The 19,790-nt window shown below is 73.0% G+C and carries 18 protein-coding genes and 1 pseudogene; 10 read left to right on the top strand and 9 right to left on the bottom strand.

The features are described 5' to 3' along the window. Positions 1-33: 33 nt before the first annotated feature. Positions 34-1,704, bottom strand: a complete 1,671-nt coding sequence (locus HS048_RS13715) for a DUF885 domain-containing protein (RefSeq protein ID WP_196467150.1) — start codon at positions 1,702-1,704, stop codon at positions 34-36. Between the two features lie 129 nt (positions 1,705-1,833). Here HS048_RS13715 and HS048_RS13710 point away from each other — a divergent pair, with 129 nt between their 5' ends. After that, on the top strand, positions 1,834-2,154 hold the full coding sequence (locus tag HS048_RS13710) for a co-chaperone GroES (protein WP_068896762.1): 321 nt from the start codon (positions 1,834-1,836) through the stop codon (positions 2,152-2,154). A gap of 30 nt (positions 2,155-2,184) precedes the next feature. Here HS048_RS13710 and HS048_RS13705 read toward each other — a convergent pair whose 3' ends face one another. Together HS048_RS13705 and HS048_RS13700 are read right to left on the bottom strand one after the other, a co-directional pair. Further along, complete coding sequence (locus HS048_RS13705) at positions 2,185-3,144, bottom strand: WD40 repeat domain-containing protein (RefSeq protein WP_196467149.1); 960 nt, start codon at positions 3,142-3,144, stop codon at positions 2,185-2,187. A gap of 160 nt (positions 3,145-3,304) precedes the next feature. After that, positions 3,305-3,571: a hypothetical protein gene (locus HS048_RS13700; RefSeq protein ID WP_196467148.1), complete on the bottom strand. Its 267-nt coding sequence runs from the start codon at positions 3,569-3,571 to the stop codon at positions 3,305-3,307. 196 nt (positions 3,572-3,767) lie between these two features. Between HS048_RS13700 and HS048_RS13695 the strand changes: the two genes are divergently transcribed. Continuing rightward, positions 3,768-4,283: a GNAT family N-acetyltransferase gene (locus tag HS048_RS13695; RefSeq protein WP_068896765.1), complete on the top strand. Its 516-nt coding sequence runs from the start codon at positions 3,768-3,770 to the stop codon at positions 4,281-4,283. A 114-nt stretch (positions 4,284-4,397) separates the two neighbouring features. On the opposite strand, the gene HS048_RS38850 is transcribed toward HS048_RS13695, so the two are convergent. From HS048_RS38850 to soxR, 3 genes and pseudogenes are all read right to left on the bottom strand, one after another. Next, positions 4,398-4,937: a TIGR02611 family protein gene (locus tag HS048_RS38850; RefSeq protein ID WP_307832461.1), complete on the bottom strand. Its 540-nt coding sequence runs from the start codon at positions 4,935-4,937 to the stop codon at positions 4,398-4,400. Between the two features lie 190 nt (positions 4,938-5,127). Continuing rightward, positions 5,128-8,079 carry a cellulose binding domain-containing protein gene (locus tag HS048_RS13685; RefSeq protein WP_196467146.1) on the bottom strand — a complete coding sequence of 984 codons (2,952 nt, stop codon included), beginning with the start codon at positions 8,077-8,079 and terminating at the stop codon, positions 5,128-5,130. 336 nt (positions 8,080-8,415) lie between these two features. After that, a pseudogene (gene soxR / locus HS048_RS13680) lies at positions 8,416-8,859 on the bottom strand (redox-sensitive transcriptional activator SoxR); the annotation flags it as partial. 51 nt (positions 8,860-8,910) lie between these two features. On the opposite strand from soxR, the gene HS048_RS13675 reads away from it, so the two are divergent. After that, a complete protein-coding gene (locus HS048_RS13675; RefSeq protein WP_196467144.1) occupies positions 8,911-9,333 on the top strand; it encodes a PPOX class F420-dependent oxidoreductase in 423 nt (140 codons plus the stop codon). 169 nt (positions 9,334-9,502) lie between these two features. Here HS048_RS13675 and HS048_RS13670 read toward each other — a convergent pair whose 3' ends face one another. After that, complete coding sequence (locus tag HS048_RS13670; protein ID WP_068896768.1) at positions 9,503-10,504, bottom strand: LacI family DNA-binding transcriptional regulator; 1,002 nt, start codon at positions 10,502-10,504, stop codon at positions 9,503-9,505. A gap of 162 nt (positions 10,505-10,666) precedes the next feature. Between HS048_RS13670 and HS048_RS13665 the strand changes: the two genes are divergently transcribed. The 5 genes from HS048_RS13665 to HS048_RS13645 all read left to right on the top strand — a co-directional run bounded on the left by HS048_RS13665 (position 10,667) and on the right by HS048_RS13645 (position 16,327). Beyond that, entirely contained in the window at positions 10,667-12,175 is a 1,509-nt protein-coding gene (locus HS048_RS13665; RefSeq protein ID WP_068896769.1) for an alpha-N-arabinofuranosidase, read from the top strand. Between the two features lie 3 nt (positions 12,176-12,178). Further along, a complete protein-coding gene (locus HS048_RS13660; protein WP_068896770.1) occupies positions 12,179-13,519 on the top strand; it encodes an ABC transporter substrate-binding protein in 1,341 nt (446 codons plus the stop codon). Positions 13,520-13,575: 56 nt separating this feature from the next. Then, entirely contained in the window at positions 13,576-14,511 is a 936-nt protein-coding gene (locus HS048_RS13655) for a carbohydrate ABC transporter permease (RefSeq protein WP_196467143.1), read from the top strand. Positions 14,512-14,560: 49 nt separating this feature from the next. After that, positions 14,561-15,415: a carbohydrate ABC transporter permease gene (locus tag HS048_RS13650; protein ID WP_068896771.1), complete on the top strand. Its 855-nt coding sequence runs from the start codon at positions 14,561-14,563 to the stop codon at positions 15,413-15,415. A 90-nt stretch (positions 15,416-15,505) separates the two neighbouring features. Further along, a complete protein-coding gene (locus HS048_RS13645) occupies positions 15,506-16,327 on the top strand; it encodes a patatin-like phospholipase family protein (RefSeq protein WP_068896772.1) in 822 nt (273 codons plus the stop codon). 54 nt (positions 16,328-16,381) lie between these two features. Here the strand turns inward: HS048_RS13645 and HS048_RS13640 are convergent, their stop codons facing one another. Beyond that, positions 16,382-16,621 (bottom strand): hypothetical protein, encoded by a 240-nt coding sequence (locus tag HS048_RS13640; RefSeq protein WP_068896773.1) that lies wholly within the window; start codon positions 16,619-16,621, stop codon positions 16,382-16,384. A 48-nt stretch (positions 16,622-16,669) separates the two neighbouring features. After that, positions 16,670-16,885 carry a DUF6158 family protein gene (locus HS048_RS13635; RefSeq protein WP_229797686.1) on the bottom strand — a complete coding sequence of 72 codons (216 nt, stop codon included), beginning with the start codon at positions 16,883-16,885 and terminating at the stop codon, positions 16,670-16,672. Between the two features lie 142 nt (positions 16,886-17,027). Here HS048_RS13635 and HS048_RS13630 point away from each other — a divergent pair, with 142 nt between their 5' ends. After that, positions 17,028-18,047, top strand: coding sequence for a LysR family transcriptional regulator (locus HS048_RS13630; protein ID WP_068896775.1), 1,020 nt, complete (start codon positions 17,028-17,030; stop codon positions 18,045-18,047). 78 nt (positions 18,048-18,125) lie between these two features. Beyond that, complete coding sequence (locus HS048_RS13625) at positions 18,126-19,664, top strand: S1 family peptidase (RefSeq protein WP_196467142.1); 1,539 nt, start codon at positions 18,126-18,128, stop codon at positions 19,662-19,664. Positions 19,665-19,790 lie beyond the last annotated feature (126 nt).

The following is a 19,790-nucleotide window of genomic DNA, read 5'->3' as shown; positions in this document are numbered from 1 at the left end:
CCGGACGACCGGTGCCCGCGCCGCCCGCGCGGCTCACGCCGTACCGCCGGCCCCGGTCCGCCCTTCCAGCGCCACCCGGCGGGCCAGGCCCAGGGGGAGGCTGCCGGAACCGGCCAGGGTGTCGTGGAAGGAGCGCAGGTCCCCGCGCCCGGCGGCCAGGTAGTCGGCGCGGATCCGGTCGATCTCCAGCGCCCCGGTCAGGTAGGACGGCGCCTGCGTGGGCCACGCGCAGTAGCGGTCGACCTCGCCCTTGGCGGTGCCCGGGGTGAGCGAGGACTTCGTCGTCATGAAGAGCTCGGCCTCCTCGATGCTCATGTCGCCGCAGTGCAGCGAGGTGTCGACGATGATGCGGGCCGCCCGGAAGAGCCGGAACTCCAGGTGGGCGAGCTCCTGGGCGGGCTCGGCGAAGTAGCCCTGCTCGCGCATGACCTTCTCCACGTACAGGGCCCAGCCCTCGGCGAAGTACGGCGTGCCGAAGAGCTTGCGGGCCCGGCGCGGGTTGCCCGCCGCCCACGACAGGTGCCAGTGGTGGCCGGGGTAGGCCTCGTGCACCGCGATGGAGGGCATCTGCGCGCGGGCGTTGGTGCGCAGCCGCTGGCGGACCTGCTCCGCGGTGAAGGAGTCCGGCGTGAACGGCACGAAGAAGTGCCCGGTCCGGGAGGCCGACAGCGGCGGCGGCGACATGTAGGAGGCGACGGACAGCACGGGCCGCTGGAACTCCGGCGACGGCACCACCCGGCACTCCTCGCCCTCGGCGAAGGTCACCAGGCCGCGCTCGCGCACGAACCGGCGGGCCCGCTCGGTCTCGGCCTCGTACTCGGCGCGCATGTCCTCCAGCGTCGGCGCGTGGTCGTCCTGGAGGGCCGCGATCGCCGCGTGCCAGTCGCCGGAGCCGCCCGGCAGCCTGGCGGCGACCTCGCGCATCTCCGCGTCGAGCTCGTCGTAGGCGGCCCTGCCGCGCTCGCGCAGCCCGGCCGCGCCGTAGTCGAGCATCTCCCGCTCGCGCAGCAGCCTGGAGTACAGCTCCTCGCCCATCCGCCAGTCGCCCTCCGCCGCGAAGCCGCCGAGGAACTCCACCAGCGCGTCGAAGGCCGCCGCCGCGGGCTCGGCCGCCTCCGCCAGCCGGGCGCGCAGCCGCTCGTCGCCGACCAGGCCAGGCACGGTCACGGTGAGGAAGCGCCGGCCGGTCCGCGCCTGGCCGAGCCCCCGCTCGACCAGCAGCGGCGCCGCCAGCCCCCGGTCCAGGTTCGTACGGCAGGCCGCCAGCACACCCGGCACCTCGGCCAGCCGCGCCACGGCGGCGTCCACCAGCTCGGCCTCGGGGGCCAGCCGGTGCAGGAAGGGGCTGAACATCGAGGCGAAGACCGGCCCGACGTAGAAGGAGGGGTCGCGCCGCCAGGACGGCCAGGCCTCCTGGGCGACCGACCCGCGGAGCGCGGAGACGACCAGCTCCCGGTCGATCCGATCCTCGAACCCGCCGCCCTCCTCGCCCTGCCCGCCGTCCGCGTCTCCGGCGGCCTCCAGCCCCGCCAGCCGGCGCCGCGCCTCCGCCTCGCGGGAGGTGATGCCGGCCTCGGTGAAGTCGCCGAGGGTGCGATCGTGACCCGGCGCGCCCGCGAGGGAGGCGCGGACGGGGTTCGCGTCGAGGTACCAGTCGAGGAAGTCGTCGACCAGGCGGGCAGAATCGAGGGAGAGATCCGTCATGCGCGGTGAGCCTACCCGGCGCTCCCGGACATGCCCCGGCCGCTCCGGTCCTGCCCCGCCGCGGCTGTCCCGCGGGCGGGACGGCGCCGATCAGCCGGTACGGCTCCGCCCGTCCCATAAACTGCTGCTGTGGCTGACCCGAAGTTCGAGATCCAGATGCTCCACGACCGCGTCATGGTCAAGGTCGAGCAGGAGTCCGAGGAGCGGCGCAGCACCGCGGGCATCGTGATCCCGGCGACCGTGAAGATCGCCAACCGCCTCGTCTGGGGCGAGGTCTGCGGCGTCGGCGCGAACGCCCGCGCGGTGAAGGTCGGGGACAAGGTCCTGTTCAACCCCGAGGACCAGTACGAGGTCGAGGTCCACGGCCAGACCTACCTGGTCATGCGCGAGCGCGACCTGCACGCCATCGCCACCCCGCAGACCGACAACGGCACCGGCCTCTACCTCTGACCCTCCGGGCGCCCGGCCCCTGGGCTCGGGTCATTTGCGGGTGTAGCCGAGATAGAGCTTCTTGTCCCAGTCGGCGGCGGAGAAGGCGGCCAGCGTCCGGACGGTCCTGCCCGTGAGGTCGCTCAGCACGACGCGGCGGGTCCCGCCGGAGGCCACGACCGCGATGAGGTGCCTCTCGTCCCACCAGCCCCAGATGCTCTGCGGCCGGATGCCCACCCGGGCGGCGACCCTGCCCGTGGTGCGGTTCCAGACGCAGACGTGCTCGGTGTAGGAGGCCGGGCACCACGTCGCCAGCGCGCGGCCCGACGGCGAGAAGGCGTCCTCGCCGCCGACCGGCGTGCCCGTCCCGGTCAGCGTGCGCCGGACCGAGCCGTCCTGGCCGTAGAAGCGGGTGCCTCCCCGGTGGCCCGCGACGAGCTCGGTGCCGTCCGGGCTCCACCGGAAGGTCGCCGCGGCGTCCACCCCCGGCACGGTCACCGTCCGCGCCGACCCGGCGGCCGCGTCGACGATCACGAACCCGGTGGTGGCCCAGGCCGACCCGGACCTCTTCCTGACGGTCAGGACGGCCCTGCCCGCGTCGCGGGACCAGCGCGCGGAGTTGGCGACCAGGGGCTTGCGCACCGTCCGGATCCGGGTGCCCCTGCCCGACGCGACGTCGAGGAGGACCACCGAGTCGTATCCGGAGCTGTAGGCCGCCGGGACCGCCAGCGCCCTGGCGCCCTTCGGCGCGACGGTGACCTCCGCGTCACCGGTCCTCCGCACGAACCCGGTGCCCCGGCGCAGGTAGGCGGCGCCCTTCAGCGTGTAGGAGGTCACCCGCGCGGGGTCGGCGGAGTCCTCCCGCACGGTCGCCGAGGTGCCGGGCAGCTTGATGTCCACCGGCGCGGCCGTGTGCGCGCCGGCGTGCGCGGCGAGGGGGGCCGGCACGGTCAGCGCGACCGCGATGACGGCGCCGCGGAGCAGTCGGTGAATCCCGTGGGTCAGGGGCACGGCCGCAGCCTAGGCCGGGAGATCCTCATGATTCGAGATCTATAACGAATCGGTTGGCCTAACAAGGGTCCGCCTCCCCGGCCGCACCGCCCCGGACGAACTCGCTGCGGGCCCGGGCGAACTCTCTGCGGGCTGTTCCCGCACCCCCGGACCCGGACGTTCAGCTCCCGGCCGTCTCCCCGCATCTGACGCACTCCGCGGCCGGTTCCGGCCGGTGCCGCCGCTCCTCGTAGAAGCGGTGGCCGAGGGCCGCCGCGACCAGCACCCCGCCCAGCAGCAGGAGCGTCACCGGCCCGTGCCTGCCATGCCCGATCAGGCCCATCACGAGGTGGGCGATGCCCGCGGCGACGATGACCGCTCCGACGTTGAGAAGTTCCCTGTTGAGCGTCCACCCCGAGGCGGACCGCTCGCGTTCCGTCTCACTCATGTCGTCCAGCGTCGCCACGGGGCGTTACGCCGCCGGGCAGATCGCGTCACCGGCGTGTAACGGCTCCAGCACCTCCCTGCGGTGGGCGATCGTCATGAACCGCCCTGTTCCGTCAACACGGGGCATCGTCCGCCCCAGGGGGCCGCCACGCGGAGCGGAGAGCGCCCACCGGGTAGGCTCACCCGGCGTGGAACCCATGGAGATCACCGCGGGCACGCTGCACCTGCGGCCGTGGCGCGCCGAGGACGCCGGGGTGGTGGGCGCGGCCCTGCGCGACCCCGAGATCCGCCGCTGGGCGACCGCCTCCCCCGAGATCCCCGACGAGCAGGCCTGGCTGGCCGACCGGATCGAGGGCTGGGCCGACGGTTCGTCGGCCTCCTTCGCCGTCGCGGACTCGACCACCGGCGGGGTGCTCGGTCACATCCGGGTGCGGACCCGCGGCGACGGGGTCGGCGAGGTCGGCTACTGGGTCCTGCCCGCCGCCCGCGGGCGCGGCGTGGCCGGTCACGCGCTCGGCGCGGTCGCCCGGTGGTCGTTCGCCTGCCTGGGGCTGTCCCGGCTGGACCTGCGGCACGCCGTGGCCAACCCCGCCTCCTGCGCGGTCGCCAGGAGGAACGGGTTCGCCCTGGCCAGGCTGCTCGCCCAGCCGTCGCCGACCGGGGAGGACGAGCTCGTCGAGATGCACCTGCACACGCTCGTCCCGCCTGCCTGATCCGCCCGCCGGGACACGCCCTCGCCGCGATGCCCGGCCTGCCGGCGCTCTTCACCGGCCTGCCGCGGGCGGCCGAGGCAGGCCGGGCCGGATCTCCGGCCGTCCCGGCCCGGGTCAGCGGATGAGCAGCTTCTGGGCCTCGAGGACCAGGTCGACGCCGAAGCTGAGCTTGACGCCGAAGTAGACGATGGCGGTGGCGGTCGCGGCGGCGACCAGGATGACCAGGCCCTTGACCGCGAGGTGCTGCCGGCCGAGCCAGACCATCCAGGCCGACAGGGTCCGCTTGCCGAACTCCAGCAGCCGGTGGGCCCAGTGGAACTCCAGGGCCAGCACCGCGAGGCCGGCGAAGACGACCGCCCAGCCGGGCCCGGGGAACGGCACCATGATGAGCCCGGCGACGACCAGCACGCCGCCGAGCGCGCCGATGACGATCTTCAGGGTGAGGCGGCCGGCGCGGGTGGCCCTGATCGCGTCCAGCCGGCCGTGCAGGCCCGAGCGGATGGGTGAGCGCTCGGCCGCCTCGGCCTTCACCGCCTCGGCGTCACCGGTCTCGCGCCTGGTCGGGCCCTCCGCCTCCGCCGCTCCGGCGTCACCGGCCCCGGACGGTCGACCGGCGCCGTCCTGGGTGCCTCGCACCCCGTCTGAGATGGCCACGTGTTCCCCCGGACAGTCGGTTTCGTTCCAGGATAGGCCCGCGCGTCCGAGCTCCGCTCCTCCCCGCGGACGAGTCCGGCCTCGTGCCCCCGGAGGGCGCGAGGCCGGGAGATCGTCCCGATGGGCGGAACCGGCCGTACGGCGGGCACGCCGTACGGCCGGGGCCTCCCGCGGGGTCACCTCACACGGGTCAGCCCGCGGTGCAGGTGACGGCGGCGGGGACGCCGTTGGCGCCGGCCCAGCTGCCCCCGAAGCCGAACGAGGTGGAGGCGCCCGCGTTCAGGTTGCCGTTCCAGCCCGCGTTCCCGACGGTGACGTCCGCCCCGGTCTGGGTGTGCACCCCGCTCCAGAGCTGGGTGATCTTCTGGCCGTCGGGGAAGGTCCACTTCACGGTCCAGCCGGTGATGGCGGCGGTGCCGGTGTTCTTGACCGTCACCTCGCCCTGGAAGCCGCCGGGCCAGGAGTTGGCCACCTTGTAGGCCGCGGTGCAGCCGCCCTCGGTGGATCCGCCGGTGGTGGTCTTGAAGGTCACCGGGTCGGAGGCGGCCGAGGTGTTGCCGGCGGCGTCGCGGGCCACGACGTAGTAGGTGTAGGAGGTGTCGGCCGTCAGCCCGGTCAGGGCGAACGACGCCGAGGAGGGCGAGCCGACCTTGACGTCCGTGGCCCCGGCCTCGCGGTAGACGTCGTAGCCCTCGACGCCGACGTTGTCCGTCGAGGCCGTCCAGGTCAGCGTGGCGCCGGTCGAGGTGATCGCAGAGGCGGCCGGCCTGCCCGGCTTGGACGGGTCGGTGGTGTCGTCGTCCGGGGGCGTGGTCCCGCCGTCGCCGGTGTCGGCGTAGACGATGCCGCGGCCGTTGGTGCCCAGGTAGACGCGGCCGTAGATCCGGGGGTCGCCGGTCAGGGCCTCGCCCATGTTGCCGTACTGGTGCTGGTCGTCGTTGACCCGGACCCAGGTGGCGCCGGTGTCGTCGGAGCGGAAGACGCTGGTCACGCCGCCGATCGTGGCGACCGCGTAGAGCGCCGGGTGGTTCCGGCCCTCCGCGGCCTTGCCGAAGCCGACGTTCACCGCGGAGGTGACGCCGGACAGCTTGGTGAAGGAGGCACCGCCGTCGGTGGAGCGGAACAGGCCGGTCTCGCCTGCGAGCCAGACGTGGCCCTCGCGGCCGGGCACGGCCTTGAACTTGACGTTGCCCTCGGCGGGCAGGCCGGTCGCCGCGGAGGCCGCGAACGTGGCGCCGCCGTCGTTGCTGGTGTAGAACCTCCCGGCGCTGAAGCCGTAGAACCTCTTGGCGTTCACCCGGTCGGACTCGACCACGGCGCCGGTCGGGATGCCGGTGGAGGCGGTCCAGCCGTTGCCGTAGCCGACCGTGTGGTGGACGGCCACGCCCTTGGGCGCCCAGACGAACCGGGAGCCGTCGGCGGCCGCGGCGACGGTGCCGCCCTCGTTGATCCCGCCGGGCTCGGTGCCCTGGAACCAGTTCGCGCCGCCGTCGGTGGAGAAGGCGACGTGGCTGTCGCCCGGCCTGTCGGCGTCGGTGAAGTTGCCCGCGCGGACCATGATGTTCGGGCTGGTCTCGGCGTAGTCGAGGCTGGTGGTCGAGGTGAAGGTCGGTGAGGTGAACATCATCGGCGGGACCTTGGTGAGGTCGGTGTGGCGGAAGCCGCCGATGTCACCGAGCGCGCTGACCAGGGGCGCGCCGCTGGGCGGGCTGATCAGGTCGAGGACGGCGGTCTCCTCCAGGCCCTCGACCATGGGCTTGATGGTGAACTTGCCGCCGGTGTCCCACTTCTTCAGGTCCTCGGTGCCGTAGATCGTGGCGCCGGTGCCGTACATCATCCGGTTGGAGTCGAACGGGTCGATCTCCACCGACTCGTTCATCCAGCCGAGCTTGGGCGCCTCCTCCGGCGGCTGCGGATTCACCCCGAAGGTCAGCCACGGCGCGGAGGAGATGTCCATCGTGTAGCGCTTGGTCCGCTCGGGGTAGGCGCCCCAGTCCCAGATCCGGGTCCAGGTCGCGCCGGCGTCGGTCGAGCGGAAGAAGATCGCGTCGGGCCACCAGGAGACCTGGGTGGCGACCATGATCGTGTTGGGGTTCTGCCGGTCGATGGTCAGGCCGCTGTAGCCGAAGTAGTCGTCGGCGGAGCTGGACGGGATCGGGCTGATCCGCGTCCACGCGCCCGTCCTGGTGTCGAGCTTCCACACGTCGCCCTTGGCCCCGTCGTACGGCCCGCCGGTGTCGCTGGTGGCGATGTACAGGGTGCCGCTGGTGTGGTCGAACACGCCCTTGTGGGCGATGTGGCCGGTCGGCTGCCCGGCGACGCGGGTCCAGGTGGCGCCGCCGTCGGAGGAGCCGTAGACCGTGTTCTCCTTGTCGGCCACCCCGACGTAGATCTTCTGCGTGGTCTTGCCAGCCGTCGCCGAGGTCGGGTCGAAGGTCACCCAGACCACGCCGGGCCGGTGGCTCAGGTAGCCGTTGGGGTCGTCCGGGTCTGCGGCGTAGTTCCCGGGGTTGGGGAAGCTCGCGACCTTGGCCCAGGTGACGCCCTTGTCGGTGCTGCGCCACAGGCCGTTGCCGTCGGGCGCGCCGAGGTAGATCACGCGGTTGTCGTTCGGGTCCACGACCAGCCGCTCGCCCATCCCCCGGCCGGGCATGTTGCCGCCGAGCTTGAACGGCAGCTCGGTGGCCTGCCAGGTCTTGCCCTTGTCCGCCGAGCGCAGGATCGCACCCTTGTTGGGGTCCCAGTCGTTGGTGTACATCCCGGCCGCGACGTAGACGCGGTTCGTCTCCACGGGGTCGGCGGCGAGGCTGACCACGCCGTTGTAGCCCCACTTGTCCCAGCCGACCCAGTCGAGCAGCGGGACCCAGGTCCTGCTGGACTGCTCCCACCGGTACGCCCCGCCGATGTCGGTGCGGGCATAGATGAGGTTCTTCTCCTTCTGGTTGAAGATGATGCCCGGGACGAACCCGCCGCCGTCGATCCGGACGTTCTTCCACTCGTTGGTCTCGGCGGCCACGACGGTGGCGGCGGCCGACAGGGCGCCGGCCGGGGCGGTCTGCGCGGCCGCGCCCGTGACGGCGGTGCCCGCCACCGCGCATGTCAGCACCGAGGCGGCGAGCACGCTGACCAGTCTTCTTCGCATGTACGGTTTCCCTCCGCGGAGCAATGGACGAACCGCCATGCACGATCAGAGAGCGGGAACCTGACCTCCGACCGCCCGTGATGCGCGTGCATGAGCGCCCAGAGGTTCACACGGCCGCGGACACATCGTCAATTAGTTTGAGTTCACAACCAACAAAGGCGAGGTGAGACTCCGGTTCCGATGTAATTTTCACGCCGCGCCGGAGTCCGCCTCCCCGCCCGCTTCCCCGCCCGGCCCCGCGCACGCCCCGAAGCCCGCCTCTCCCGGTGCGGCGCCCGCCCCGGCGCCGGCCGCCGTCCCCGCGCCCGCCGCCTCCCCCGGTACGGCGCAGCCCGCCGCCGGGGCGACCATCAGCCGCGATCCCGGGCCGCGGGCGGCCAGCACGTCGCCGGGGTTGGCCAGCGCACAGCGGTCGAGGGACAGGCAGCCGCAGCCGATGCAGTCGGTCAGGCCGTCACGCAGGCGCTGGAGCTGCCGGATCCGGTCGTCCAGCTCGGTCCGCCACAGCGCGGAGAGCCGGGCCCAGTCCTCGCGGTTCGGGGTGCGCCCGTCCGGCAGGGCGGAGAGCGCGTGCTGGATCGTCTTCAGCGGGATCCCGACCCGCTGGGAGACCCGGATGAAGGCGATCCTGCGCAGCGTGTCGCGGGTGTAGCGGCGCTGGTTGCCCGCCGTACGGCGGCTGCGGATCAGGCCCTTGGCCTCGTAGAAGTGCAGGGCCGAGATCGCCACCCCGCTGCGGGCGGAGAGCTGGCCGACGCTGAGTTCCGTTGTCTGGGACACGGGCCCATCCTAAGTTGACCTCAAGGTAGCTTGAGGTTGCAGCCTGGACGCATGACGACCGCAGAGACCTCCGCGCACGTGTTCACCCAGGCCGAGCTCGACTACCTCGGAGGGCAGCGGCTCGGCCGCCTGGCCACCGTGGCGCCCGACGGCACGGTGCAGAACAGCCCCACCGGCTTCCACTACGATCCCGCGACGGGCACGATCGACATCTACGGCCGCGCCATGGGCGCGACCAGGAAGTTCCGCAACGTGCTGGCGAACGGCCGAGTGGCCTTCGTGGTGGACGACCTCGCCTCGACCGACCCCTGGGTCGTCCGGGGCGTGGAGATCCGGGGCACGGCCGAGGCGGTCGAGGACCACGAGCCGCCCTCGCCGTACCTCAGCCGGGAGGTCATCCGCATCCGCCCGGAGCGGATCATCTCGTGGGGCGTCGACCCGGCGCAGCGGGGGATGCGGGGCCGCGACGTCTGAGCCCTCACCGGGATCGCCGAGCCCGGGGCGCTCAGGGTGCTCGGCGCCCAGGGCGTTCAGGGTGCTCGGCGCCCAGGGCGTTCAGCGGACCGCGGACCCGGCGCACTCGACGGGCTCAACGGGCTCAACGGGCTCAACGGGCTCAACGGGCTCAACGGGCTCAACGGGCTCAACGGCCCAGGGTGCTCTCCCTGGCCATGAGGCGGTAGCCGGCCCGGACCTCCTGCGGCGCGTGGCCGGACCGCCCGTCGATCCGCCGCCGCAGCAGGTCCACCGCGATCCGCGCCAGTTCGGCCTTGTCCGGGGCCACCGTGGTCAGCGTCGGGGTGCTGTAGCGGCCGTCCTCGATGTCGTCGAGCCCGGCGAGCGCGATGTCCTCGGGCACCCGCAGGCCGCGGGAGAGGATCGCGCGCAGCGCCCCCAGCGCCAGCAGGTCGTTGAAGCAGAAGACCGCGTCGGGCCGGTCGCCGCCGGCGAGCAGCCCGGCCATCGCCGCCGCGCCGTCCGCCCGCCGGTAGCGCTCCACCCGCACCACCGTCTCACCGAGCCCGTGCGCGGCCAGCGCCTCCCGGTAGCCGGCCAGCCGGAGCGGGGCCGTACCGCTGACCGCGCTGTCCTGGGCGCCCAGCGCGGCGACGCGGGTGCGGCCCAGACCGATCAGGTGCTCGGTGACGTCGCGGGCGGCGCGGACGTTGTCGATCGCCACGTGGTCGGCCGGGCCGTCGTGGATGCGCTCGCCCAGCAGGACCAGCGCCGTCTCGTCGGTGCGGGCGGCGAGCTCGTCGGCGCCGATCGCGATGGGGCTGAGGATCAGCCCGTCCACCCGGTGGTCGCGGACCCCGTCGAGGATCTGCCGCTCGCGCTCCAGGCTCCCGTCGGTCTGCTCGATGACCACCAGCCACCGCTGCTCGGCCGCGGCGTCGATGACGAACCTCGACAGCTCCGCGAAGTAGGGCGCGTCGAGCTCGGGCAGCGCCAGGGCGATCACGCCGGTGCGCCCCCGCCGCAGGTTGCGCGCCGACAGGTTGGGCCGGTAGTCGAGCCGGGAGAGCGCCTCCTCCACTTTCGCGCGGGTGGCGGGCGCGACGTGCGCGTACCCGTTGACCACGTTGGAGACGGTCTTCACCGACACCCCCGCCAGATCCGCGACGTCGCGCAGGCTCACCCCCACCCGCTCCCACCTCCCTGGCCGTACGGCTGCGCGAGCCGTACACGATCCGACGGGGTCGATCGTAACGCCCCGGTATCGACCTCCTACGCCCCTGTTTACAACGTTGGAACAACGTTGTACAAACGCACCACCGAAACACCGCGTTGACAGAGAGGTCGTGTCTTGCCGACGACCAGCGCCCGTCTCACCCTGGATCCCGCCTTCCGGATCGCCCCGGTGGAGCCCCGCCTGTTCGGCTCGTTCGTCGAGCACATGGGCCGCTGCGTGTACACCGGCGTCTTCGAGCCCGGCCATCCGCTGGCCGACGCCGACGGCTTCCGCACCGACGTGCTGGAGCTGACCCGCGAGCTCGGGGTGACCCTGGTCCGCTACCCCGGCGGGAACTTCGTCTCCAACTACCGCTGGGAGGACGGCGTCGGGCCGGTGGAGGACCGGCCCGTCCGGCTGGATCTGGCCTGGCGGAGCCTGGAGGGCAACGCCTTCGGACTGAACGAGTTCATGGCCTGGGCGGCGAAGGCCGGGGTGGAGCCGATGATGGCGCTCAACCTGGGCACCCGCGGCGTGGCCGAGGCACTGGAACTGGTGGAGTACACCAACTATCCCGGCGGCACCCGCCTGTCGGAGCTGCGCCGCGCGCACGGCGTGGACAAGCCGCACGGCGTGCGGCTGTGGTGCCTGGGCAACGAGCTGGACGGCCCCTGGCAGATGGGCCACAAGACCGCCCGCGAGTACGGCAGGCTCGCCGCCGAGACCGCCCGGGCGCTCAAGCGCTTCGACCCGGACCTGTCCCTGGTGGCCTGCGGCAGCTCCAACGGCGGCATGCCGACGTTCGGGGCGTGGGAGGCCGAGGTGCTGGAGGCGACCTACGAGATGGTCGACCACATCTCGCTGCACGCCTACTACGACCCGTCCGACGGCGACGTCGACTCCTTCCTGGCCAGCGCCGCCGACATGGACCACATGATCCGCTCGATCGCCGCCACCGCCGACCACGTCGGCGCCAAGCTGCGCAGCCGCAGGCGGATCAAGCTCTCCTTCGACGAGTGGAACGTCTGGTACCAGAGCCGCTTCCCCGGCGAGTCCGCGCTGGACTGGGCCGAGCACCCCCGCCTGATCGAGGACGACTACGACGTCACCGACGCCGTCGTGGTCGGCAGCCTGCTCATCACGCTGCTGCGCAACGCCGACCGCGTGGGCATCGCCTGCCAGGCCCAGCTGGCCAACGTGATCGCCCCGATCCGGACGGAGCCGGGCGGCCCGGCCTGGCGGCAGAGCGTCTTCCACCCGTTCGCGCTGACCGCCCGGCACGCCCGGGGCCAGGTGCTCCGGGTGGAGCCGGAGTGCCCGGCGATCACCACCGCCAGGTACGGCGAGGCCCCCGCCGTCTGGGCCACCGCCACCTTCGACGACGCCACCGGCGAGACGGCGCTCTTCGTGGTCAACCGCGACCGGCGCGGGCCCTGCGAGCTCGAGGTGGCGCTCCCGGCCGGCCTGGTCCCGGTGGAGCACCTGGAACTCGCCGACCCGGACCTCTCGGCGGTCAACTCCGTCGCCGCCCCCGACCGGGTCGTCCCCCGCCCGGGCACCGGGCTCCGCCTCGACGGCCGCCGGGCCGCCCTCACCCTCCCGCCAGTTTCATGGAGTATTGTCCGCTTCGCCCCCCAGGAGTAAGACATGAGCGATTCCTTCTCCCGCCGCTCCTTCCTCGGCCTGACCGGCGCCGCCGGCCTCACCGCCGCCCTGGCCGCCTGCGGCGGCGGGACCAAGATCGGTGCGGGTTCCTCCGCGCCCGCCTCGGCCGCTCCGTCGTTCTCTGGCGGCGGGTACACCGGCCCCAAGGTCACCCTGGACTACTGGAACGGCTTCACCGGCGGCGACGGCCCGCACATGCGGGCCATGGTGGAGGCGTTCAACAAGGAGTTCTCCGGCCGGATCGAGGTGCGCAACATCACCCGCCGCTGGGAGGACCTCTACCCGGCCATGCCCACGGCCATCGCCGCCGGCAAGGGACCGGACGTGGCGATCATCCACAACGACTGGATCGGCACCTTCGCCGCCCGGCGGACCCTCATCCCGCTGGACGACGTGGTCGGGGCGCTGGAGCTGACCGAGGCCGACTTCATCCCCGCCGTGTGGAGCGCCGGGGTCTTCGACGGCAAGCGCTACAGCGTCCCGCTCGACGTGCACGGCCTGGGCGACTACTGGAACCGCGAGCACCTGGAGAAGATCGGCCTGTCCGACGCCCCCGCGGACGAGGCCTCCTACGCCGACGCCCTCGCGGAGCTCAAGAAGGCCGGGATCGCCACCCCGTTCTGGATGCCGAACAAGTGGCCGGCCCACCTGATGTTCATGTCCCTGCTCTGGCAGCACGGCGGGGAGCTCTACAGCGAGGACGGCGCGAAGGCCCTGTGGGGCTCCGAGCAGGGGGTCCGGGCGCTGAGCTGGATGGTGGAGCAGATCGACGAGGGCTTCAGCCCGCCCAAGGTCGCGATCGACACCCAGTACGCCGCCTTCAAGAACGGCAAGGTCAGCCTCACCTGGGACGGCATCTGGCAGATCAACGACCTCAAGGCGAACGCGCCGTCGCTGCAGTGGGGCCTGTCCCCGGTGCCGAACATCGGCGGCACCCCCGCGGTGTGGAGCGCCTCGCACAACTTCGTGCTCACCTCCCAGGCGGGCAAGGACCCGAACAAGGTGCAGGCCGCGAAGGCCTTCATCGACTCCGTCAGCCGCCGGTCCACCGAGTGGGCCAAGGCCGGGATGATCCCGGCCCGCAACTCCGTCCGCGAGGACCCCGCCGTCGCGGACCTGCCCCAGGTGGGCCTGGCCAAGGACGTGGGCGTCTTCCGCTTCCTGCCCGCCCTGCCCGGCGTCGGCGACGTGCAGTCCAAGGCGCTGGAGCTGGCGGTGGCCAAGGCCGTGCTGAAGCAGGCGAGCCCGGCCGAGGCCTTGAAGGAGGGCGTGGCGACGGCCGACAAACTGCTCGCCGACAACAAGCGGAAGTACGGCCGGTGACCGGCCCGGCGCCGCGGGAGGAGGGAGCGCCCCCGGCCGGTGGAGACGGGCGGCCGGTGACCGTGCTGGAGCGGCCGGGGCGCCCGTCCGGGGCGGCGGGACCCGCCGCGGGCGGGGCCGCGCGCCGGATGCGGTGGTGGACGCCGTACGCCTTCCTCGCGCCCTACCTCGCCCTCTTCGCCGTCTTCATGGTCCTGCCGATCGGCTTCGGGTTCTGGACCAGCCTGCACGAGTGGGACGTCAACCTGCCCGCCAAGCCGTTCGTCGGGCTGGAGAACTACACCGAGCTGTTCGACCCGTCCAGCGTGGACGGCGGGCGCTTCTGGCTGGCGATGCGGGCCACCGGGATCTTCACCCTGTTCTCCGTGCCGCTGCTGATCGTGCTGCCGCTGCTGGTGGCGCTGCTGATGAACGGCCGCTTCCGCGGGCGCAACCTCTACCGCGCCGTCTACTTCGCCCCCTACGTGCTGGGAGTCGCGGTCGTCGGCTTCCTCTGGAGGTTCCTGCTCGACGGGAACATCGGCCTGGTCAACCACTACCTCGGCCTCGACGTGCAGTGGACCACCGACGTGCCGCCCGCCTGGGTCGCCCTGGTCGGCGTGACCGTGTGGTGGACCCTGGGCCTGAACGCGGTCATCTTCCTGGCCGGGCTCCAGGACATCCCGCGCGAGCTGCACGAGGCCGCGATGGTCGACGGCGCCTCGGCCTGGCGGCGGTTCCGCGCGGTCACCCTGCCGGGCCTGCGGCCGGTCACGGTGTTCGTGGTCAACGCCACCATCCTGGCCTCGGCCAACATGTTCGGGCAGTCCTACCTGATCACGGCGGGCGCGCCCGCCGACCAGACCAAGACCGCGATCTACCTCATCGCCGAGACCGGCCTGCGCCAGTTCGACATGGGCACCGCCTCGGCCATGAGCTTCATCCTGGCCGCCTGCCTCATGGCGGCCAGCGCCCTGGTGTTCGGCGCCTTCCGGGACAGGAGCGCGCGTTGACCCCCTCCCCGCGCCCCAAGGCGGGGTCTCCACACCCGAAGGAGAGCCGATGAACCTCAGGAGCCCCGGACCCCGGGACACCCGCGGGCTGCGGCGGGCCCTGCTGCACCTGGTCCTCGCCCTGGTGGCGGCGCTGTACCTCAGCCCGCTGGTCTACATGGTCTCCACCTCCTTCAAGACCCGCGAGGGCTCCGGGTCCACCGAGCCGCAGTGGATCCCGGACCCCTTCTCCACCGGCGCCTACCGGGAGATCCTCACCAGCGCCGACAGCCCGATCCTGACCTGGTTCGCCAACAGCCTCATCGCCGCCACCGGGCACGCCGCGCTGGTGCTGGTCACCGCGGCCCCCGCCGCGTACGCGCTGGCCCGGCTCCGGTTCAGGGGGCGCGGCGCGATCTTCACCACGGTCGTGGCGACGCTGTTCGTGCCGCCGGTGGTGCTCCTGATCCCCAACTTCCTGATCGTCAACGAGCTCGCGTGGGTGGACAGCCTGCCCGCGGTGATCGTCCCCGCCGCGGCGGGCGCGTTCGGGGTGTTCTTCCTGCGGCAGTTCTTCCTCACCCTCCCCGGCGAGCTGGAGGAGGCCGCCGAGCTGGACGGCTGCAACCGCTGGCAGATCTTCACCGCCGTCGTCCTGCCTCTGGCCCGGCCGGCGCTGGTGACGCTGTTCCTGCTCTCCTTCCTGACCAACTGGAACGACTTCCTGTGGCCGATCTACGTCCTGCTCAGCCCCGACTCGCTGACCCTCCCCGCGGGCCTGGGCAACTTCCAGGGCGCCAACAGCATCCGCTACGACCTGCTGATGGCCGGGGCGGTGATCGCCAGCCTGCCGGTGATCGCGCTCTACCTCGTCGCCCAGCGCTGGGTGATCGAGGGCATCTCGCGCTCCGGGCTCAAGGGCTGACCGGACACCGGGACGGACAGGACTCCGCGGACGACCGGCGCCCAGCGGAACCTTCGGGACTTCCGAGGGCGATCAGGTAAGAATGGGCGCATGACGAGAGCACTGGTGCTGGGCGGCGGAGGCGTCGCGGGGATCGCCTGGGAGGCGGGGGTCGTCACCGGTCTCCGGCGGGCGGGGGTGGACCTGGGCGAGGCCGACCTGGTGGTCGGCACGTCCGCCGGATCGGTGGTGGGGGCGCTCGTCTCCACCGGCGCGGACCTGGAGGGCGCGGTCGCGGCGCAGGCCGGATCGGAGACCAGGGCGACCGTCCCGGCGGTCGACATGGAGGCGGTGATGGCCGCCTTCGGCATCCTGTACGACCCGTCCCTCGACCCCCGGGAGGCCCGGCGGCGGGTGGGCGCGATGGCGCTCTCGGTCGAGGACACCGGCGCCAGGATCGAGACCGTCGGCGAGCGGCTCCCGGTGAAGGAGTGGCCGGAGCGGCGGCTGCTGATCACCGCGGTCGACTGCGGCACCGGGGAGTTCGTCGTCTGGGAGCGCGACTCCGGGGTGCCCATGGTCACGGCGGTCGCCTCCAGCTGCGCCGTACCGTGCGTCTTCCCGCCGGTGGAGATCGGCGGCCGCCGCTACATGGACGGCGGGGTCCGCTCGGCGACCAACGCCGACCTGGCGGAGGGCTCGTCGGCCGTGGTGGTCCTGGAACCGCTGGCGCACCTGTCCCCCAGGGCCCGCTTCGCCGCCGAGCTCGCCCGGCTCGGTGACGCGGAGATCGCCCACGTCGTCCCCGACGAGGCGTCCGCCGCCGTCTTCGGCGCCAACGTCCTCGACCCGTCCCTGTGGCGCCCGGCCTTCGACGCCGGCCTCGCCCAGGCCCCGGCCGTCGCCGAGGCCGTACGGAAGGCCTGGTGCTGAACGCGCCCGTGCGGACCGCCCGGCGCGGCGGCTGAACCGCCGCGCCGTCCGGACTCAGCGTTCCACCGACCAGTCGTGGGGTCCGAGGACGTGGGCCCCGCCCCGGGGCTCGATCCAGCCCTTCTCGGCCAGGACGGCGAGGCTCCGCCGCACGGCCTCCTCGGGCAGGGCCGCCACGTGGGCGACGTCCGCCGTCTCGGCGACGCGGTCGTCCACGGCGAGGTAGGCCACGGCCTCGTAGACGGTCATGTCGTCGGTCGACAGGGTCTGGACATCATGGGGATCGTCTCGCATGGCCGTACCTCCTCGGTGGGGCCCGCCGGTCTCCCGGCCGGGCCGGTCTCAGCGCTGCCGGGCGCCCTCGCGCAGCCGTTCGGGATCGACCTGGCGCTCGGGGTGGCGGCGCAGGTACTCCTCCTCCAGCTCCTCGGTCCGGGTGCTGTGGTTGGCGAGCGCGTCGGCCGAGCCGTGCAGGAACGTGTCCGTCCGGGTGGCGTGCAGCTGGCGCAGCTCGCGGATCAGGTCGTCCTCTGACAGGTCCTTAGGATCGATTCCCATCGTCATGGCATCCGCCTACCCCGTCACGGTCCGTCCTCACCTCCGGTACGGCATACGCCATTGGAACGATTCCACGAAAATGAGTCAGATTTCATGACTTGTTCTCATTGCGGCCATACCGCCGGGGCCTTACCTTCCCGGTATGGATCTCGAGCTCCGACACCTCAGGATCGTGCGCGCGGTCGCCGAGGCCGGGAGCGTCACCAAGGCGGCCACCCATCTCGGGCTGGCCCAGCCTGCGCTGACCGCGCAGCTCAAACGGATAGAGCGGGTGCTGGGAGGATCTCTCTTCGACCGCGACCACAACGGTGCCAGGCCCACGCCTCTCGGAGAGCTGGTGCTGGCCCGGGCGAGGGTGCTGCTGCCCGCCGCCCGGGAGCTCCAGGAGGAGGCCGTGCGCTTCGCCAACGCGTGCGGGGAGATCCCCCGCTACCGGCTCGGCGCCACCAACGGACCGATCCTCGGAGGGCTGGTGGACCGGCTCGCGACGGCGTGGCCGTCGACGCCGGTGACGACCCACACCTCCTGGTCGGCCAGGGAACTGAACGCGATGCTCACCACCGGGCGGCTGGACTTCGCGATCATCGGCGCCTGCGGGGAGAGCCCGCCGCCGGTGGACGGGCCGGTCGTCTGGACGACCATCGCGATGGATCCGGTCTTCGTGCTGCTCAGCGAGGACCACCGGCTGATGGGCAGGAGGGAGGTCGAGCTGGGCGAGCTGGCCGACGAGCAGTGGACGGCCACCCCCGGCGACGGCTGCTTCAGCGACTGCTTCGCGGCGGCCTGCGCCCGCGCGGGCTTCACCCCGAAGACCGTCTACGAGACCGACGTGGCCACGTGCATGCACCTGGCCACCGTCGGCCGCGCCGTCGCGCTGTGCCAGGCGACCTTCCAGCCCGCGGCCGGGCTGGGGCTGCTGCCGCTCGCGGGCGCCCCGCTGCGGTGGCGGCAGCTGCTCGGCTGGCACCCGGAGTCGCCGGTCGCCCGGGTCGCGCCGGTGATCGCCGAACACGCGCGGGCGGCCCACGCCGACGCCGTCCGGCGGAGCGCGCGGTACGCGGCCTGGCTGGACGGCGACCCCCGTTTCGGCACCGCGCCGCAGGACCCCGACGCCCATCCCCCCTCCTCCGCCCTTCCGCCCGCTCCCATAACGCGGCGGTAGGGGCGAACTGGTAGATCCGCGCCTCATGCGCCCGCCGTTACGTTGACGGCGCACCCCCCGAACATGAGGAGAGATCGCATGCTCCGCAGGAATGCCGCGACGGCGGGTTTCGCACTCGCCCTCGCGCTGGTGGCCACCCCCGCCCTCGCCCAAGCCGGACCGGACGACGCCTTCACCCCTGGCAAGGCCGGCGCCGGTGACACGACCGCCGCCCTGTACACGGAAGCCAAGGCGATGGCCGCCAAGGCCCCCGCCCCCGCCCCCGGCCTAGTCGACGCCCTGGTGCGCGACCTCGGCATCGACGCCGGCCAGGCGAGGACCCGCCTGGTCAACGAGGCCGCCGCCGCCAAGGTCGAGCCGGTGCTCGCCGCCCGGCTCGGCGATCGGTTCGGCGGAGCCTGGGTGGCCGGGCCCACCGCCGAGCTCGTCGTGGCGACCAGCGACTCCACGAAGGTCTCCGCCATCCTCAAGACCGGGGCGCAGGCCAAGGTGGTCCGGCACTCGCTCGCCACGCTCGACGCCGCCAAGGGCGCACTCGACGCCAAGGCCGAGGGCTCCCCCAGGTCGATCGCCTCCTGGTACGTCGACGTCCAGGACAACAGCGTCGTCGTCCTGGCGCGCGACACCGCCGAGGCCCAGGCCTTCGTGGACGCCAGCGGCGCCGACGCCTCCCTGGTCCGCGTCCGGCAGACCGCCGAGCAGCCCCAGCCGTTCTACGACGTGCGCGGCGGCGACGCCTACTACATGGGCGGCCGCTGCTCGGTCGGCTTCTCCGTGACCAAGGCCGGCAGCCAGGGCGGTTTCGTCACCGCCGGCCACTGCGGCGACGTCGGCACCGCCACGCAGGGCCACAACCGGGTCGCGCAGGGCACCTTCCGCGGCTCGTCCTTCCCGGGCAACGACTACGCCTGGGTCGAGGTCAACAGCCAGTGGACCCCGACCGGCGTCGTGAACGCCTACAACTCCGGCATCCTGCCGGTCCGCGGCTCCACGCAGCGGGCGGTCGGCTCCTCCATCTGCCGGGCCGGATCCACCACCGGTTACCACTGCGGCACCATCAGCCAGCACAACACCAGCGTCACCTACCCCGAGGGCACCATCTCCGGCGTGACCCGCACCAGCGTGTGCGCCGAGCCCGGCGACTCCGGCGGCTCCTACATCTCCGGCGACCAGGCCCAGGGCGTCACCTCCGGCGGCTCCGGCAACTGCAGCTCCGGCGGCACCACCTACCACCAGCCGGTCAACGAGATCCTCTCGGCGTACGGCCTGACCCTGGCCACCAACGGCGGAGGCGGCGAGGAGCCCCCGCCCACCGGCTGCACCGGCTACGGCCGGACGCTCAGCGGCTCGGCCACGTCCTCCGGCCAGAACCTCTACAGCAGCGGCTTCACCGCCGGCTCGGGCACCCACCGGCTCTGCCTGGACGGCCCGAACGGCGCCGACTTCGATCTCTACCTGCAGAAGCAGAGCGGCTCCTCCTGGGTGAACGTGGCCAGCGGGACGAGCTCCGGCCCTGACGAGTCCTTCACCTACAACGGCACCTCGGGCACCTACCGGGTCCGGGTCCACGCCTACAGCGGCACCGGCGCCTTCACCGTCGGCGTGACGACGCCGTAGCACGACCGCGGCGCGGTCGCAGCACCTCCGCGGCGGTGCCCGGGCTGCTCACGGGCACCGCCGCGGTCCCGCGCACGGCGCGGCACCCCCCGAACGGCGCCGCCGTCCCCTCCGCTGGGGCGGCGG

Origin of the sequence: Planomonospora sp. ID91781, from assembly GCF_015711595.1 — a bacterium.
In the GTDB taxonomy this organism is placed as follows: Bacteria; Actinomycetota; Actinomycetes; order Streptosporangiales; family Streptosporangiaceae; genus Planomonospora; species Planomonospora parontospora.
The sequence above is the reverse complement of the archived record's forward strand: the minus strand, read 5'-3'. Positions and strand labels throughout refer to the sequence as shown.